Genomic DNA, 16713 nt, shown 5'->3' with positions numbered 1-16713 from the left:
CGATTGCTTGAAAAGCATGCACAGCTACCAAGACCGGCTTGGCCCCTGTCCGCTGTTTGTCGTCGAGTTATAAGGACTGCCTTTACGGCAACGGCCATTTTTCCCTTCAAGCGAGCAGACACGGCCTCCTTCGGACTCAGCCCTGCCACCATGGTTGGTCCAGCCGGCTCATTTCGCGGCCCAGAATTGCCGGCGTTATAATACCACTCGCGGTCTTGAACATTCATTTCAACCAAGAGAGCGGGAAGCCAGGCTTCCAGCCTCGTCTCAGGGACCAACGGGCGGGGACTCGATGGGTGCCTGCGGCAAGGCCGGCCCGGCATTCGGCAGAAGCGGGGCCGGCACCACCGTGGTATGCCCGGGTGTCACCGGCGAGACAGGCAGGTTTTCGAGCGCAGGCAGTTTCACCGGCGGCGCGCCGGGAAGGCCGGACGACGGCGCGAGCGGCACGCCCGCCCCGCCGGTTGCCGGCGCGACCGGCCCCAATTGCAGCGGCGGCAGTGCCTTCCGACGGGCATCCTCGATTGCCTTCTGCATCTTCAGGGCTTCGGCGCGTCGGGCATCTTCCTGCGCCTTCTCCTCGATCCGCCGCTGGGCCTCCAGCGCCTCGAGCTTGCGGGCTTGCTGCTCGACGCCGCGGATGCTGAGCCAGGCGACAAGGCTCGACACGTCGACCTGCTTTTGCGGGGCGTCGATAGTGCCGCGCAATTGCACCGGAATTGTCGGGGCCGGGCCGCCAAAACCATCGGCAGGGTTGGTAGGCGAGAGGGCGATATCCGCCTTCACCGTCAGGTCCGACAGATCCAGCAGGCCGGAAAGGGCAACGCTGCCCTGGGCCGAGGTCGCCCTCGTCGAGGAGAGGCGAAGGACGCCGCCCGCGAGGGAGAGATTGCCATTGATCGCGCCGGTCTGCAGCGGCGCCTCGTCGAGACTGCGTTCGAAGGCTTCCCGGACGTGACTGGCATCGCCGGAAAGCCCGCCATCCACCGCCGCCACCGTTTGGTCGAAGGCCTTTTCCGAAAGCCCGGCCAGCGATGCCTCGGCGAGTTCGGCAGTTCCGCCACCGGTGAGGGAGGACATCACGGCATCGGGCGAACGGCCATTGCCCTGGAATTCCATCCCCATGGCCAACTCGCCCGAGAGCTGATGTCCTTGCAGCGCCACCCTGCGCAGCGAGAAACGCCCGCTCGCCGCGGTATCGAGGGCGGCATGCGAAAGCTGGAGGGCACCGCTGACGTCGCCACCGGCGAGTTTCGCCGCAAAATCGTCCACGGCGACCTTGCCGGCGCCGAAATTCAGCACCGCACGCGCATCGTCGAGCTCCGGCAAGCGCCGCGACAGGCGCAACGTCTTGGCCGAGATGGCGAGCCGACCGGCCAGGGCATCGAAGGTTCCCGGGCCGAAGGTCTCATCGGAAAAGGCATTGCCATTGGTATTTCCGGCGCTCAGATCCGCTCCTGAGAACAGCGAGCCGAGCAATTGGCCGTCGGCCTTGAGAAAATTCAGCCGCCCGTCGAGGCGTGCCGGCCTGCCGGCACTGACGGTGAGCGCACCACTGACCGGCATGCCGAGCACGGTCCCCGTCAGGTCGTCGAAGACGTAGCGTCCTGCCCTGGCACGAAAGCCGGAATCCAGCGTGGCGCCCTGAGACGGGACCACGCCGGGAAGCGGCAGACCCAGGAGCTGGGCGGGTACCAGCGCATCGTCGGTGCTGGCCGTCAAACGTCCGTCAAAGGCTGGTGCCTCGAATGAGCCGGTCATCTTGCCGGTACCGGAAAGCTGCAGCCCCGCTCCACCGAAACTGCCGTTCCAACGCATCGCGCCATTGAGCGGGCCCGACAAAGCCATTTCCAGCGAGGCGCGCCCGGGCACGGAACCCGCCCTGTAATCGAACCCGGCCTGGCGCATCAGCGTGGCCACGTCGAGGCTGTCGGCCTTCACCCTGATATCGGCACTCTCCCCTGTCCCCTTGCCTGCGAATTGCGTGTCGAGTTGCAGGACGCTGCCACCGAACTTGCCGTCGACCGAGTAACGCCGCGCCGCGCCGAAGGCGACGGAAAGGCTGGCATTGGCCGGCGAGAGCGCTGCCGCGCGGGCCGCAAAGGCGTCGACCCAGAAAGCCGGCAGCGTGCTGCGCTTGAGCGCTGTCGCCAGCCCTGAAAGGTCCTTGCCGTTCAGCACGATGCGGATTTCGCCCTGGGGCTCGGCGCCGATATTGTCGATACGGCCATTGGCCGTGAGATTGGCACCGCCGAGGTCGCTGACGACCACGTCCTCCAAGGCGATCAGCTTGCCGCCGGCCTTGATATGCCCGCTGACCGACTTGGCCTCGATTCCGGACAGGGCCAAAGCCTCGGCCTTCAAGCGGACATCGGCTTCACTGAACAGATCGCTGCTGCCAGGCAGAAGAGCGGCCACCGATGGCAGCACGTCGAGATCGATGCGTTGCGCGGCGAGATTGGCTTCGACCCGTCCGGCGGAACGGCCCTGCGCCAAGCGGTTCCAGGCCAGCCTGCCCCTGACCGCGGCATCGTCGATGGCAAGGGTCAGCTGCGAAAAATCGACCTTGTCGGCGTCGGCTTCGAGAGCAGCCTTCAGGGACAATTTGCGGGCAGCATCCGGCCGTCCCAGGACGGGTTGGCCCTGCAGCCAGCCGATCAGGCCGGTGGCCCGATCCGATTTGAGGTCGAGATTGCCCTTGAAACCGCCGCCTTCGTCATTGACGTCACCGGCCAGCAAGAGATGGCTGTTGCCCGGCAGGTCCGCCTCGAGGCGATCAACCTGCAGTTTCCCGTCGGCCACCCGGATGCTCGCCCGGGCATTCTGGGTCAACTCGCCGCCCAGCATGAGGCCGTCGGCGGCCAGATCGATCTGAGCGTTGGTGGCCGCACCCGCCAGCACGGGCACGACCCTGGCAAGCCTGGCCAGCACTGCAGCCGGTGGTTGGCGCTTGTCGGGGCCGATACCGACGAAACGATCGAGCTCGAGCTGCTTGCCGACGAGGTTCGCCTCCAGCACCGGCGTGGTGCCGAAAGCCAGGTTCACGCTTCCGGTGAGCTTGAGGGCACGCTCGTCCGGCCCCAGTTGGATCGCCACCTTGTCGGAGACCACCCCTGCCGGCGTCGCCGTCACCGGCCCCGACATGCTCCAGGCCTGTTGCTCGCTGGCTCCCTGATCATCGGCGCTTCCCTCCCCCGCTGCCTTCGCGGCGAAAGTTGGACGCAGCAGCGTTGCCGCGCCCACGAATGTCGGCTTCCCCCCTTGAAGCTTGACCTGGCCGTCGAGATCGAGCGTTACCGGCTTGTCCGCCGGCACCGCCGTGACACGCAGATTGAGGCTGCCCTTCTCGGCGACGCCCGTGGCGATCTTCACCGTATGCGGCACGCCGGCGATCTTGATCCCGCCCTCGGCCTTGTAGGGACCGAGCACCGAGCCGGATTCACCGACCAGATTGATGCCGGTGAGACTGATGTCCTGGCCGTCGACCTTGTTCACATAATGAAGCGAGCCACCGCTGACCTCGAAGCTCTCGACCGCCGCCCCGAGAGACACCGGATATTTCGAGAGAGGGGCGATCGTGCCCTCGTCATCGGCCGTCACCGACAAGGCCGGATCACGTACCACGACATTGGAAAGATCGACGTCGCCACGCAACAGGCCGCCGAGACTGACGTCTCCGTCGATGCGGGCAACGTTCAACCTGGTGGTGCCATAGGGGTCGCCGATGCTGACATCGGACAAGGAGAGCCAAGGCTGAGGCAGGAGGCGCGCTTCGATCGGGCCGCGAATGATGACGGGCGTGCCGAAATGCTGCGTGAGGCGGTCACCAATGTCCTCGCGCCAAGCGTTCCAGTCGACGTAGAGGGGCGCGGTGAACACGGCCGCAAACGCCACGATCAACAAAAAACCGATAACGGTGAGCGCCTCGCGCACGCCGCACGTCCTTTCCAAAGCCTTTTGCGATCCATTCCTGTCGTCACGAATCGCAAAAACGCGTCCAAACAAAGCATTGGAGCAAAATGCGTTCTGTCGGAACGCGCTTTGCTCCCGAGCCGGAAAACCTTCCATTCCGACCAATCGCGGCGTGGTGAATCCGGTTTCGAAGCTCCTCCCCTACCAGCTCCGACCATACGCGAAAACCAAGGCGAGACGAAACCGGGAACAGGGAGAAACTGTGGTCCCGGGTCACCGCACAAGGCAGCGAACGGGTAGCCTTTGAGGCCGAAATCGCGCGCAAAAATCTCAGTATGAACAGATTCGGCGGCAATTGTCTTACGAACGACCCTGCATATTCACATTTTCACCAATTCTTTAGATTTCATTAAGACCCGTACAAAATTTGTGCTATGACATCCTCCGCCGGGATAAATGCTAAAGCATGAGCCGGCTGTGCTGTGCCTGGATGCTCCACACAAAAGAATGAGCGGCGGGCAAAAAGGGCGGTCGAATTCCTGGCCGTTCGTCACAACAGCGTCGCGTCAATAGAGGAACGGTATCTCTCGCTTTCAGTGAGGTGGGTACACAATGTTACGCTTGATCAGCTCCGTCGGAGTCGTATTGGCGTTAGGTGTCTTCGGCGCAGGCTTTTATACGGTTGGGACTAGCACGGGGCAGTCTCCGTTGGCCCGTAGCGAGCCGACAAGCCGTGTAGCAGCCGCAAACATGCTGGTATTTCTTTCGGTGGACAAGCAAACACAACAGGCTGGCTATCTCGATGGTCGGCCCGTCCCTTCCGGTTTGACGATGCCGATCATCGTCCGTGTCAAACCCAAGGACGCTACTGAAGGAAAGGCCGCTGGTCAGCCGGTGGTGGTGACGCCATAGGAGAGGACAGGTTCCACGGCTGGGAGGGACCGGGCCGGAATTGTCCTTGAACAACCAGAGCTGGGCCTGGCCGCAGGCAAGGCTCGACAGGCATCCGGGACGGGTGCCCAAGATGAATGAAGACGACAGGCGGATGTTTCCAGGGGAAGCATCCGCCTGTCGCTTTTTGCAGTGGCCCGGAAAGCCGCTACGTCGAACGGGGATCCGCCTCGGCTTGCCCGCTCAATCGGGAAAGATCTTGCCTGGATTCATGATGCCTGCCGGATCGAGGGCCTGCTTGATCGCCCGCATCGCCGCCAGGGCCGGAGCCCCATGTTCGGCTTTGAGATATTTGCGCTTGCCCTGCCCCACGCCATGCTCGCCCGTGCAGGTGCCTTCCATGGCCAGCGCCCGCTCCACCAGCCGTTCTAGAAAGCCCTCGCAGGCGGCAACCTCGTGGGGATCGCTCATGTCGATCATCGGCTGCACATGGAAATTGCCGTCGCCGACATGGCCGACGATCGGGGCGATCAGGCCGGTGGCATCGATATCCCGGCGTGTTTCGGCGACGCATTCGGCCAGACGCGACAGCGGCACGCAAACATCGGTGGCGACGATCTCGGCCCCCTGCCACATGGACTTGACCGCCCAATAGGCATTGTGGCGCGCCGCCCATAGCCTGGTGCGCTCCTCGGGCTTGGTGGCCCAGGTGAAGGGACCGCCGCCGAATTCGGCGGCGATTTCGCCGAAGCGTTCGGCCTGCTCGGCCACGCCGGCATCGCTGCCGTGAAATTCCAGGAACAGCATCGGGGTCTCCGGCAGGCCGAGACCGGAATAGGCATTGGCTGCCTTCACCATCAACGTGTCGAGCAATTCGATGCGCGCCACGGCAAGCCCGGACTGGATGGTGGCGATCACCGCATCGCAGGCGGCCTTCTCGCTGCCGAAGGGGCAGATACCCGCACTGATGGCCTCGGGAATGCCGTGCAGGCGCAGGGTCACTTCGGTGATGAGGCCGAGCGTTCCCTCCGAACCGACGAGCAAGCGGGTGAGATCATAGCCGGCCGAGCTCTTCTTGGCACGGCTCGCCGTCGAGATGATCTCGCCATTGGCCAGCACCGCCCGCAGCGAAAGGACGTTGTCCTTCATGGTGCCGTAGCGCACGGCATTGGTGCCCGAAGCGCGCGTCGCCGCCATGCCCCCCAGCGACGCGTCTGCGCCGGGATCGATGGGGAAGAACAATCCTTGGTCGCGCAGATAGTCGTTGAGCTGCTTGCGCGTGACCCCCGGCTGCACCACGGCATCGAGGTCCTCGGCATGCACGGCCACGATGGCGTTCATGCGGCTGGTGTCGACGGAAATGCCGCCTTCCGGCGCATTGACATGCCCCTCCAGGCCAGTCCCGGTGCCATAGGGAATGATGGGCACGCCATGGAGGGCGCACAGCCGGACGATGTCGGCCACTTCGCTCTCATTGTCCGGAAAGACCACGGCATCCGGCGCCTGGGCGGGCAGCCAGGTCAGCGTGCTCGCATGCTGATCGCGCAGGGCCTGGCCTGCAGAAAAGCGCGGACCGAATTGCCCGGCAAGGGCATCGCGGACGGCGGACAGATCTTCGGGCTGGTAGCGCCGGGAATTTGCGCCGGGATTGACCATAATATGTTACTTTGTCTTGAGGTATGAGCCATTTGGCATACACTGACTTGAAAGGCCTGCGCCAGAGGGTATCGCGATCGTGATCGATCGGCCCCCGTTCGGTGCGGACAGTTCTGAAACGAACTGAATATCCGAGCCTGCCCAACAGGTTCGGATATTCAGTTTGAAGTGGGTGAGAGGGCAGAAGACTTTGTGGCGTGGGGGCGGAGATGTTTGACACCAGCAAATTGCCGGCATTGTTCTTCGCGCCGTTCGTATCCTCGCAGATGCGCATCGAACCGCATTGGATCGACTATAACGGCCATCTGAACATGGCCTATTATCACGTGCTGTTCGACAACGCCCTTGGCGAGGCGCTGTCGCTCGTCGGTCTGGGCGAGGATTACATCCGCGAGCGCGGCATGTCGTTCTTCACAGGCGAAGTGCATGTCATCTACAAGCGTGAACTTCACCTCGACGATCCCGTGCGGGTGCGCCTGCAACTGGTCGGCTATGACGAAAAGCGCCTGCACATCTATGAGGAACTCTGCCACGCCACCGAAGGCTGGGTGTCGGCGACTTGTGAGCTGATTTCCCTCAACATCGACATGGCGACCCGGCGGGTGGCCCCGTTCCCCTGCGACATCATCGACAATCTTGCCGAGATGCGCACCTCGCACGGCTATCTGCCTACCCCCGAAATCGTCGGCCGGGCCATACGCACCCCGGCGCCGCTCAGCCGGCAATAGGCGCCGGTCGGCGGGAAGCACGTTTCAGCAACACCGGCCGGTGCACCAGCGACACCAGCACGAAGCTGACGATCATCAACAGATACCAGGCGCCGAGCTTGCCGAGCGAAACCAGGGCGAAACCGTGACGCTGGTTGGGGTAGATCCAGACCTGGCCGAAACTGCCGATGTTCTCGGCGATCCAGATGAAGAAGGCGACCAGGAGGAAGCCGAGCAGCAGCGGCATGGAGCGTGGCTCCCGGTCGACCGTGAAGTAGATCCGCGTACGCCAGAACAGGATGGCAATGGCTGCGAACAGGCCGAGGCGAATATCCGGCAGGAAATGGTGGGTGAAGAAATTCACATAGATCAGTGCTGCCAGCAGGATCGTCCAGCGCATGCGGGGATAGGAACTGTAGCGGAAGTCGAACAAGCGGGCCGCGCGGGCGATGTAGCTGCCGACGGCCGAATACATGAAGCCCGAGAACAGGGGCACTTCGCCGATCCTGAGCAGGCTCGGCTCGGGATAGGCCCAGGAACCGGCCTGGGTCTTGTAGATCTCCATGATGGTACCGACGACATGGAAGACCGCGATCACGGCGGCCTCTTCCCAGGTCTCGAGCTTGAGCGCGAGCAGCAGGCCTTGGATGCCCAGCGCTGCAAAGCAGAGGAAGTCGTAGCGGCCGAGCCAGGCCCCCTCCGGATAGTAGAAGCGCGTTACCAGGATCAGGGCGAGGAAGGAACCGCCGAACAGGCAGGCCCAGGCCTGCTTGAGGCCGAACAACCAGAATTCGCGAAGGAAGAGCCTGAACATTGCCATGCCCAATCCTCGCAGGCGCATTTGCAGCCTCGATGCAGGCGCATTGGTCCCACCGTGAAATCCCGGTGCAGGATCGGGCGACACTACGCAAGAACTCGGCATGAAGCGGGCGCCGCCTTTTCGAGCAAAGCGCCCAAAGAAGTATCAGTAACGTCCTGAAATATAGCCAATATTCTTGGTACGAAAATAACTTGCCCAAGAGCGATCTCTGGGCCACACTTTCACGATCGGCAGTGGCGACAGACCCAGGGCGACAGACTCGCCCACAAGAGGCACAAGCGCCGGCCGGCCATTCAGAGAGACGGAAGGGTGCCAATCATGGACTGCCTGAAAGTATTTCAACGCAGCGGCTTTGCGGCCGCGGCGCTCGCTTTGCTCGTGGGGATTTCGCCGGCCTCGGCGGCGTCGCCGGAATCCTCTGATCCCATCAAGATTGCCTTGTTCGACTGGACCAGCGTCAATCTCAACGCCAAGATCCTGGGCGGCATCCTCGAAAAGCTCGGATACACCGTCGAATATCCGACTGCCGACTATCTCTCCAGCCTGACAACCGGCCTCACCAATGGCGATCTCACCCTCGGCGTCGAATTCTGGGACACCACCGCCGGCGAGGCCATGAAGGCTTCCGATGCCACCAAGCAGACCGAACGCCTGGGCAAGCTCGGCCCCAAGGCCAAGGAGGAGTGGTGGTACCCGATCTACATGAAGGAGAAATGCCCCGGCCTGCCCGATTGGAAGGCCCTGCTGGACCCGAAATGCGCCGAAGCCTTCTCCACGCCCGATACCGCGCCCAAGGGCCGCTATCTCGGCGGGCCCGTGACCTGGGAAGGCTTCGATGACGAACGCGTGGCAGCGCTGAAGCTGCCCTTCACGGTCATTCATGCCGGCACTGATGGCGCCATGTTCGCCGAACTCGATTCCGCCTATCAGCGCAAGGCGCCGATCATGCTGTGGATCTATTCGCCCCATTGGGCCACGGCGAAATATCAGGGCGAGTGGGTGCAATTCCCCGAATATGAGCCGGCCTGCTATACCGATCCGAAATGGGGCACCAACCCCGATGCCAAATATGATTGCGGCAAGCCGCATGGCGAGATCTGGAAATATGCCTGGTCCGGCATGAAGGACAAATGGCCCGTGGCCTACAAGGTCGCCAAGGCCTACACGATCGAAACCGACGAGCTCAACAAGCTGAGCGGCCAGGTCGATCTGGAAGGCAAGAGCCTGGACGAGGTCGCGGCCAAGTGGGTCACCGATCACGAAGCGACCTGGAAAGCCTGGGCGCAGTGAATCGCGATGGCAGGGGGTGACCAACCTGCCCTGCTCCCTGGCTGACGCCGTCGTTGCGGGCGGATCCGAAAATCCGTCCGTCGGCTACCCGATGCATTCAAGAGGCACCGATGCAAGGCGCGATCGCTTCGCCGGGCTCGGACGCCACCATGCGAGCCGTGAAGCTCGCCTGCCGTGACGTCTGGAAGGTCTTCGGCCCCAATGCTGCCCGCGAGCTGGCCCGGCATGGCCAGCGACCGACGGATGAGGACCTTGCCAAGGCGAGCCTGATCGCCGCCGTGCGCGAGGCCAGCCTGACTGTGCATGAGGGTGAGATCTTCATCATCATGGGGCTGTCCGGTTCGGGCAAATCCACGCTGCTGCGCTGCCTGGCCCGGTTGATCGAACCGACCGCCGGCACGGTCGAGTTCGACGGCATGGATCTGCTCAAGGCCAGCGAAGCGGAGATGATCGAGCTTCGCCGGCACAAGATGGGCATGGTGTTCCAGAACTTCGCCCTGCTGCCGCATCTGAGCGTGATCGAGAACGTCGCCTTCCCGCTGGCGGTCCAGGGTGTCGCCCAGGCCGAGCGGCTGAAACGGGCCCAGGACATGGTGGACCTCGTCGGCCTGCGCGGCCGCGAGGGCTTCTATCCGCGCGAGCTTTCGGGCGGCCAGCAGCAGCGTGTCGGCATCGCGCGCAGCCTCGCCACCAAGCCCGAACTCTGGTTCCTCGACGAACCTTTCTCCGCGCTCGATCCGCTGATCCGCCGGGAGATGCAGGACGAGCTCGTCCGGCTGCAGAAGGTACTGCACAAGACCATCGTCTTCATCACGCATGACTTCGACGAGGCGATCCGCCTTGCCGATCGCGTTGCCATCATGAAAGACGGTGCCATCATCCAGACCGGTACGCCCGAGGAACTCGTTACGCGGCCAGCGACCGATTACGTTGCCGAATTTACCCGTGACGTCCAGCGGGCCAAGGTGGTCTCGGCCCATGGCCTCATGCGCCCTCCCCAGCCAGGCTCCGCCTATGCCGGCAATCTCGCTCCGACGGACAAGGTTTCCTCTTTTGCCGCCGACGTCATCGGCGCCGCCGCGCCCTTTGCGGTCCGTGATCTCACCGGCACTCTACTCGGCGAGGTCTCGCCCAATGCCGTGCTCGACATCCTGACCGGCAGCGATCAGCGCAGGACCGCCGCTTGAGCAAGCCAGCCCCCCTTTCCCTTGCTCAACCGCAGGCACCGCATGGCGGCCGGGTAACGGCCTGGGCGGCGATTTGGAGCCTCGCCTTCCTGCTCGCCGTCACGCTCTACCTCTTGAGATCGAATACGGGTTGGCTGTCTGCTTGGCCCGACGACTGGATCGTGCCCTTCGCGAGCTGGATGTCGGCCCTCATGGCCTGGATGAAAACCAATCTGAGCTGGCTGACGCGAGCAATCGCCTCCGTTCTCGACCTTCCGCTCCAGATCGCTTTCGGATTGCTGGCCAAGCCTTTGAAACTGTGGGGCATCCCGTTGCCGACGCTATCCTGGCTCGGCGTGATTTCGGCGGCGATCATTGCTGGCCACGCAGCGGGTGGCCTGCGGCTCGCAGCACTGATGGCAGCCTGCTTTGGGTATATCGCGCTCTTCGGCCAGTGGCAGGGGGCCATGCTCACCCTCGCTTTGATCCTGATCTCGGTGCCGCTTTGCGTGCTGACAGGCCTGCTGCTCGGCGTCGCCGCCTGGCGCTTTCCGAAGCTCGAACGGCTGGCGGTCACGCCGGCGCTCGACCTGATGCAAACGATCCCGACCTTCGCCTATCTCATCCCCATGCTGATCCTGTTCGGCAACAGCCCGGTCTCGGCGATGATCGCCACCTCGATCTTCGCCACGCCGCCGATGGTGCGGGCCACCATGGTGGCGCTGTCGCGTATTCCCTCCGAGATCGCCGATTTTGCCGTGATGGCGGGCTGCACGCCGCGCCAGAAGCTCTGGCGCGTGCTGATCCCCACCGCGCGTCCCCTGCTGATGGTCGGCGTGAACCAGGTGATCATGCTGGCGCTCAACATGGTGATCATCTCCTCGATGATCGGCGCGGGCGGGCTCGGCTATGACGTGCTGCTCGCCCTCCGGGCCCTCAAGATCGGCCAGGGCATGGAGGCGGGTTTCGCCATCGTGGTGCTCGCCATCGCGCTCGACCGTCTCTCGCAGGCCTTCGCTTATCGTGGCGGCCGGCCCGTGCATCACGAGGGTGTCGGGCTTGTCGCCCGCCATCCCCATCTTGTCCTGGCCCTGGCCTTGCTGGCTGCGACCACGCTGGCCAGCCTCGTCCTGCCGGCTCTCGCCAAGATCCCGGCGGGCTGGACCCTGTCGACCGCGCCCTGGTGGAAGGCCGGCGTCGACTGGATCACCGTGCATTTCTTCGACCTGATCGAAACCCTGCGCGTCGGGCTGCTGGTCTATGTGCTCAATCCTATCAGGGCCTTCTGCGAAGCCATTCCCTGGTTCGCCGCCCTGGTGCTGCTGGTGCTGGCCGGATACCGCCTGGCAGGCTGGCGCCTTGCCCTCCTCGTCGGCCTGCTCGTGCTGTTCTGCGCCTCGTCCGGGCTGTGGCAGAAGACGATGTCGACCGTCTATCTCTGTGGCGTCTCGGCCGTCCTCGCCATGCTGATCGGCATGCCGATCGGCGTCTGGGCTTCGCGCAGCGATCGGGTGTTCCGCATCATCGAGCCTGTCGTCGACACCCTGCAGACCCTGCCGTCCTTCTGCTTCATCATCCCGATCGTCATGCTGTTCCGGGTCGGCGACGTCACCGCCCTGATCGCAACGGTCTCCTTCGCCATCGTACCGGCCATCCGCTACACCAATCACGGCCTGCGCCAGGTACCGCCGACCCTGATCGAGGCAGCCAAGACGGCCGGCTGCACGCGCTGGCAGACCTTCCGCCTGGTGCAATGGCCGATGGCGCTGCCGGAAATCATGCTCGGCATCAACCAGACCATCCTGCTCTCGCTGAGCATGATCATCATCTGCGCGATGATCGGCACGCGCGATCTCGGCCAGGAGGTCTTCATCGCCCTCGCCAAGGCGGATGCCGGCCGCGGCATCGTCGCCGGCCTCGCCATCGCCTTCATCGGCATCATCGCCGACCGCCTGATCGGCGGCGCCAGCGCCAAGGCACGCCAGCGTTTGGGGTGATTGGTTCGAATTCGTACCTTCTCGCTGAGGGGCAGCACGCCCCCGGTGGCAATTATCCAGAGATCCGCTCAAAAAGCCGCTCGTCACCGTGCCGAACTCGCCAGCCCCCGCGCGCCGTCGAGCAGCGACTTCAGGCCGAAGCCGATGAAGACGACGCCGACGATCCGCGTCACCCACAGGCCATAACGGGCAAAGAAGGCCCGCACCGGCCTGAGGCCGATGGCGACATAGAGGATGAAATCCGCCGCCACAAAGCCGAGGAAGGCGGCCACGATCAGGCCCGGCGTTGCAGCCCAGGTGATGTGATCGCCATAGGGCGCCACCAGGGCCCCGAAGGTGGCGAGCGCCACCGGATAGGATTTCGGATTGGTGATGCCGAAGATCACCCCGTTGACCAGCGGCCGGTCGGCACCGATCACGGCCGCCTTGCCGTCCCGCCGGGTCATCACGGCCCGCGCGCCCATATAGATCAGATAGAGCCCGCAGCCGATGCCGAGAATGTCGAACAGGGTCGGACCGATCTGGCTCACCCCGACGATCGCCGCCAAGGCCGCCACCGACCACAGGATGTCGCCGACGAGATGGCCGGTCATGAACCAGGCGCCGGGCGTGCGCCCCTTCGCCGCGCCGAGCGCGAACAAAGCCAGGAAGGCCGGTCCGGGTGAGATCGTATAGAGGAAGCCGGCAAAAAAGGTTGCGGCAAGCAGGGAAACATCGAACATGGGAATCGGCCCGGCGGCGAAGGGATTTGCCATTGCTGCACGGCCGGCGTCCCGGCGCAAGCGGGCATGCGTTTCCTTTCCATCAAGCCCGCACAAGCCCATCCATGCCCGCTTCCAACACACCGGCACCTGTCTTTCTGCTTCTCGTGACCGGCGCATTTCTCGGTCTGTATTTTCCGCTCGGCAAGTTGTCGGGCGCGGCTGGCATTCCGCCGGCCGTATGGACGCTGCTGATCTCGGCGGGCAGCGCCCTGGTCATCGGCGCCGTGCTGGTCCTCCGCCGGGAGGCCTTGCCCCTGACGTCGCCCTTTCTGCGCTTTTACGCGATAGGCGGCATCATTTCCTACGCCCTGCCCAATTTCCTGGTCTACCTGATCATTCCGCACCTGGGCTCGGGCTACACCTCGATCATGTACACGCTGTCGCCGATCATCACCACGATCCTGGCGACCGCCTTGAATGCGCGGCGCCCCAATCTGCTCGGCATCTGCGGTATCCTGATCGGTTTCCTCGGAGCCATGCTCATCGTGCTTGGCAAGGGCCGCGTCGGCGAAGTCAATTTCCTCTGGATCGCCATCGGCTTCCTCATTCCGCTCACGCTGGCAAGCGGCAATGTCTACCGCACTCTGGATTGGCCGCCGGGCGCCCGGCCCCTGGCTCTGGCGGCAGGCAGCAATCTTGCCGCCGCCCTTGTGATGTCGGCAGCCCTGCTCGCCACGAGCGGAGAGCTCGGCCTCGGGACACTCGCCAACGCTCCGCTGGTCAGCACGGCCCAGGTCGCGGCAAGCGCCGCCATGCTTGCCTTCTTCTTTCGCCTGCAAATGGCGGGCGGGCCGGTCTATCTTTCCCAGATCGGCTACGTCGCCGCCGCCCTGGGCCTCGGTGTCGGCACCTTCCTGCTGGGAGAGCATTATCACTGGCTGACCTGGCTCGGCGCCGGGGTGATCGCCGCCGGGGTGATCGTCACCACCATCGCCCAGCGCGCTCCGGGGCAATGAGACAGACGACCGGATGTCCTTGCCTGTTGACGCAAAGCACCGCCTGCCGCTCGCAATCTCGACGCGGCTCCCCATCTAAGCCATTATCCGGCCGTCCAGAATCACGCGAAAACTCGATTTGTCCGATCCACGCTCCCCTTCCCTTGCCCATCAGCCGGCCGCCGGCGGCATTGCTGCGCGTGCCATGGCCGCCGCAAGGCCTGCCGCCTATCTCACCGGCCTGAACCCGGAACAACGCGCGGCGGTGGAGACATTGGACGGCCCCGTACTCGTGCTGGCGGGCGCCGGAACCGGCAAGACGCGCGTGCTGACCACCCGTATCGCCCATATCCTCGCCACCGGCCGCGCCGCGCCCCACCAGATCCTCGCCGTCACCTTCACCAACAAGGCAGCACGGGAAATGCGCGAGCGCATCGGCGTGCTGATCGGCCAGAGCGTGGAGGGCATGCCCTGGCTCGGCACCTTCCATGCCATCGGCGTGAAGATCCTGCGCCGCCACGCCGAGCTGGTCGACCTGAAATCCAATTTCACCATCCTCGACACCGATGATCAGGTCCGCCTGATGAAGCAGGTGATCTCCGCCGCCGGGATCGACGAAAAGCGCTGGCCGGCCCGCCAGCTCGCCAATGCCATCGACGGCTGGAAGAACCGCGGCCTGACGCCGGCGCAGGTACCCGCCGGCGAGGCCATGTCCTTTGCCAATGGCAAAGGCGGCGAGCTCTATGCCGCCTACCAGGCCCGGCTCAAGACCCTGAACGCCGCCGATTTCGGTGATCTCCTGCTGGAATCGATCCGCCTGTTCCGCGAGAATCCGGGCGTCCTGGCCGAATATCACCGCCGTTTCCGCTTCATGCTGGTGGACGAGTACCAGGACACCAACGTCGCGCAATATCTCTGGCTGCGCCTGCTGGCCCAGACGCCGGCGGGCGAAAAGCCGAATTTGTGCTGCGTCGGCGACGACGATCAGTCGATCTATGGCTGGCGCGGCGCGGAGGTCGACAACATCCTGCGCTTCGAGAAGGATTTTCCGGGTGCCACCGTGATCCGGCTCGAGCGCAATTACCGCTCCACCGGCCATATTCTCGGCGCGGCCGGGCACCTGATCGCCAATAATGAGGGACGCCTCGGCAAGACCCTGTTCACCGACGACGAGGAGGGCGAGCGCGTCACCGTCGCCGGTTCCTGGGATTCGGGCGAGGAAGCCCGGGCCATCGGCGACGAGATCGAGGCACTGCAGCACAAGGGCCACGCCCTCAACGACATCGCCATCCTGGTGCGCGCCTCGTTCCAGATGCGCGAATTCGAGGATCGCTTCGTCACGCTCGGCCTGCCCTATCGCGTCATCGGCGGCCCCCGCTTCTACGAGCGCGCCGAAATCCGCGACGCCCTCGCTTATTTTCGCGCCACCATGCAGCCAGCCGACGATCTCGCCTTCGAGCGCATCGTCAACGTGCCCAAGCGCGGCCTCGGCGACGCCACCGTACAGATCCTGCACGACTATGCCCGCCACAACGGCGTGCCGATGATGCAGGCCACGCGGGTGCTGGTCGAGACAGAGGAACTCAAGCCCAAGCCGCGCCAGACACTGCGCGACTTGATGGCCTCCTTTTCGCGCTGGGCCGCCCAGAGCGAGGTGCTCGGCCATCAGGAACTGGCGGAATTGATCCTGGAGGAATCCGGCTACACCGACATGTGGCAGAAGGATCGCACGGCCGAGGCCGCGGGCCGGCTGGAAAACCTCAAGGAACTCGTGCGCTCGATGGAGGGCTTCGAGAATATGGCCGGCTTCCTCGAGCATATCTCGCTGGTGATGGATGCCAGCGAGGAAGGCGCCAGCGAGGACAAAGTCTCGATCCTGACCCTGCACGGCGCCAAGGGCCTGGAATATGAGACGGTGTTCCTGCCCGGCTGGGAGGAAGGCCTGTTCCCGCACCAGCGTTCGCTCGACGAGAACGGCCGCGCCGGCCTGGAGGAGGAGCGGCGCCTCGCCTATGTCGGCCTCACCCGCGCCCGCCGCCGCGCCAAGGTCTGGTTCGCCTCCAACCGCCGCATCCACGGCCTGTGGCAATCGACCATGCCGTCGCGTTTCGTCGACGAACTGCCAGCCGCCCATGTCGAGGTGATGGAGGCTTCCAATTCCTACGGCTCCGGCGGCTCACTCGGCATGAGCCGCTTCGACAAGGCGCAGCCTTTTTCCGGCTCGAACTATTCGACGCCCGGCTGGCAGCGGGCCCAGAGCAACATGGCTTCCGGGTTCCGTACCACCCAGGCCCCGCTCCGCCGCGAGCCCCTGACCATCGAGGGAGAATTGGTGGCCCGCTCCACCGGCACGGCCTCGGCCTACAAGGTGGGCGCCCGCGTCTTCCACCTGAAGTTCGGCTATGGCGAGGTGGCCGAAGTCGACGGCAACAAGCTCACCGTCGATTTCGACAAGGCCGGCCGCAAGCGCGTGGTCGACAGCTTCGTCGAGGCAGCCTGAAGGAAGACACTGCTGCAAGAACAGTGAGACGCAGCCAGCCTTCTCCACGAAGTGGGGAAGACGATTGCGCCGAGC

At 64.3% G+C, this 16713-nt stretch carries 11 protein-coding genes; 7 read left to right on the top strand and 4 right to left on the bottom strand.

What is annotated here, in order from left to right; genetic code table 11:
• Nucleotides 1-267: 267 nt before the first annotated feature.
• Nucleotides 268-3933, bottom strand: coding sequence for an AsmA family protein (locus tag QM672_RS07105; protein WP_415081541.1), 3666 nt, complete (start codon nt 3931-3933; stop codon nt 268-270).
• 729 nt (nt 3934-4662) lie between these two features.
• Between QM672_RS07105 and QM672_RS07100 the strand changes: the two genes are divergently transcribed.
• A complete protein-coding gene (locus tag QM672_RS07100; RefSeq protein ID WP_156771335.1) occupies nt 4663-4824 on the top strand; it encodes a hypothetical protein in 162 nt (53 codons plus the stop codon).
• Between the two features lie 222 nt (nt 4825-5046).
• Here the strand turns inward: QM672_RS07100 and QM672_RS07095 are convergent, their stop codons facing one another.
• Entirely contained in the window at nt 5047-6459 is a 1413-nt protein-coding gene (locus QM672_RS07095) for an FAD-binding oxidoreductase (protein ID WP_311941608.1), read from the bottom strand.
• Nucleotides 6460-6668: 209 nt separating this feature from the next.
• Here QM672_RS07095 and QM672_RS07090 point away from each other — a divergent pair, with 209 nt between their 5' ends.
• On the top strand, nt 6669-7187 hold the full coding sequence (locus QM672_RS07090) for a thioesterase family protein (protein ID WP_311941611.1): 519 nt from the start codon (nt 6669-6671) through the stop codon (nt 7185-7187).
• Here the strand turns inward: QM672_RS07090 and QM672_RS07085 are convergent.
• Complete coding sequence (locus QM672_RS07085) at nt 7174-7986, bottom strand: DUF817 domain-containing protein (RefSeq protein ID WP_415081538.1); 813 nt, start codon at nt 7984-7986, stop codon at nt 7174-7176. The genes QM672_RS07090 and QM672_RS07085 overlap by 14 nt on opposite strands.
• A gap of 318 nt (nt 7987-8304) precedes the next feature.
• On the opposite strand from QM672_RS07085, the gene QM672_RS07080 reads away from it, so the two are divergent.
• From QM672_RS07080 to QM672_RS07070, 3 genes are all read left to right on the top strand, one after another.
• The gene (locus QM672_RS07080; protein ID WP_082979403.1) at nt 8305-9276 is read left to right on the top strand and encodes an ABC transporter substrate-binding protein; all 972 of its coding nucleotides are present in this window, start codon (nt 8305-8307) and stop codon (nt 9274-9276) included.
• Nucleotides 9277-9386: 110 nt separating this feature from the next.
• A complete protein-coding gene (locus tag QM672_RS07075) occupies nt 9387-10463 on the top strand; it encodes a quaternary amine ABC transporter ATP-binding protein (RefSeq protein ID WP_415081535.1) in 1077 nt (358 codons plus the stop codon).
• Nucleotides 10460-12439 carry an ABC transporter permease gene (locus tag QM672_RS07070; protein WP_415081533.1) on the top strand — a complete coding sequence of 660 codons (1980 nt, stop codon included), beginning with the start codon at nt 10460-10462 and terminating at the stop codon, nt 12437-12439. Before QM672_RS07075 ends, QM672_RS07070 begins: the two co-directional genes overlap by 4 nt.
• Before the next feature lie 83 nt (nt 12440-12522).
• Here the strand turns inward: QM672_RS07070 and QM672_RS07065 are convergent, their stop codons facing one another.
• Nucleotides 12523-13161 carry a LysE family translocator gene (locus QM672_RS07065; RefSeq protein WP_415081531.1) on the bottom strand — a complete coding sequence of 213 codons (639 nt, stop codon included), beginning with the start codon at nt 13159-13161 and terminating at the stop codon, nt 12523-12525.
• A gap of 104 nt (nt 13162-13265) precedes the next feature.
• On the opposite strand from QM672_RS07065, the gene QM672_RS07060 reads away from it, so the two are divergent.
• Both QM672_RS07060 and QM672_RS07055 read left to right on the top strand, forming a co-directional pair.
• Complete coding sequence (locus QM672_RS07060; protein ID WP_415081529.1) at nt 13266-14159, top strand: DMT family transporter; 894 nt, start codon at nt 13266-13268, stop codon at nt 14157-14159.
• A 118-nt stretch (nt 14160-14277) separates the two neighbouring features.
• Nucleotides 14278-16638, top strand: a complete 2361-nt coding sequence (locus QM672_RS07055) for an ATP-dependent helicase (RefSeq protein WP_415081527.1) — start codon at nt 14278-14280, stop codon at nt 16636-16638.
• The last annotated feature ends 75 nt before the right edge of the window (nt 16639-16713 follow it).

This window comes from Labrys sp. (in: a-proteobacteria), assembly GCF_047605565.1.
In the GTDB taxonomy this organism is placed as follows: Bacteria; Pseudomonadota; Alphaproteobacteria; order Rhizobiales; family Labraceae; genus Labrys; species Labrys neptuniae.
The sequence above is the reverse complement of the archived record's forward strand: the minus strand, read 5'-3'. Positions and strand labels throughout refer to the sequence as shown.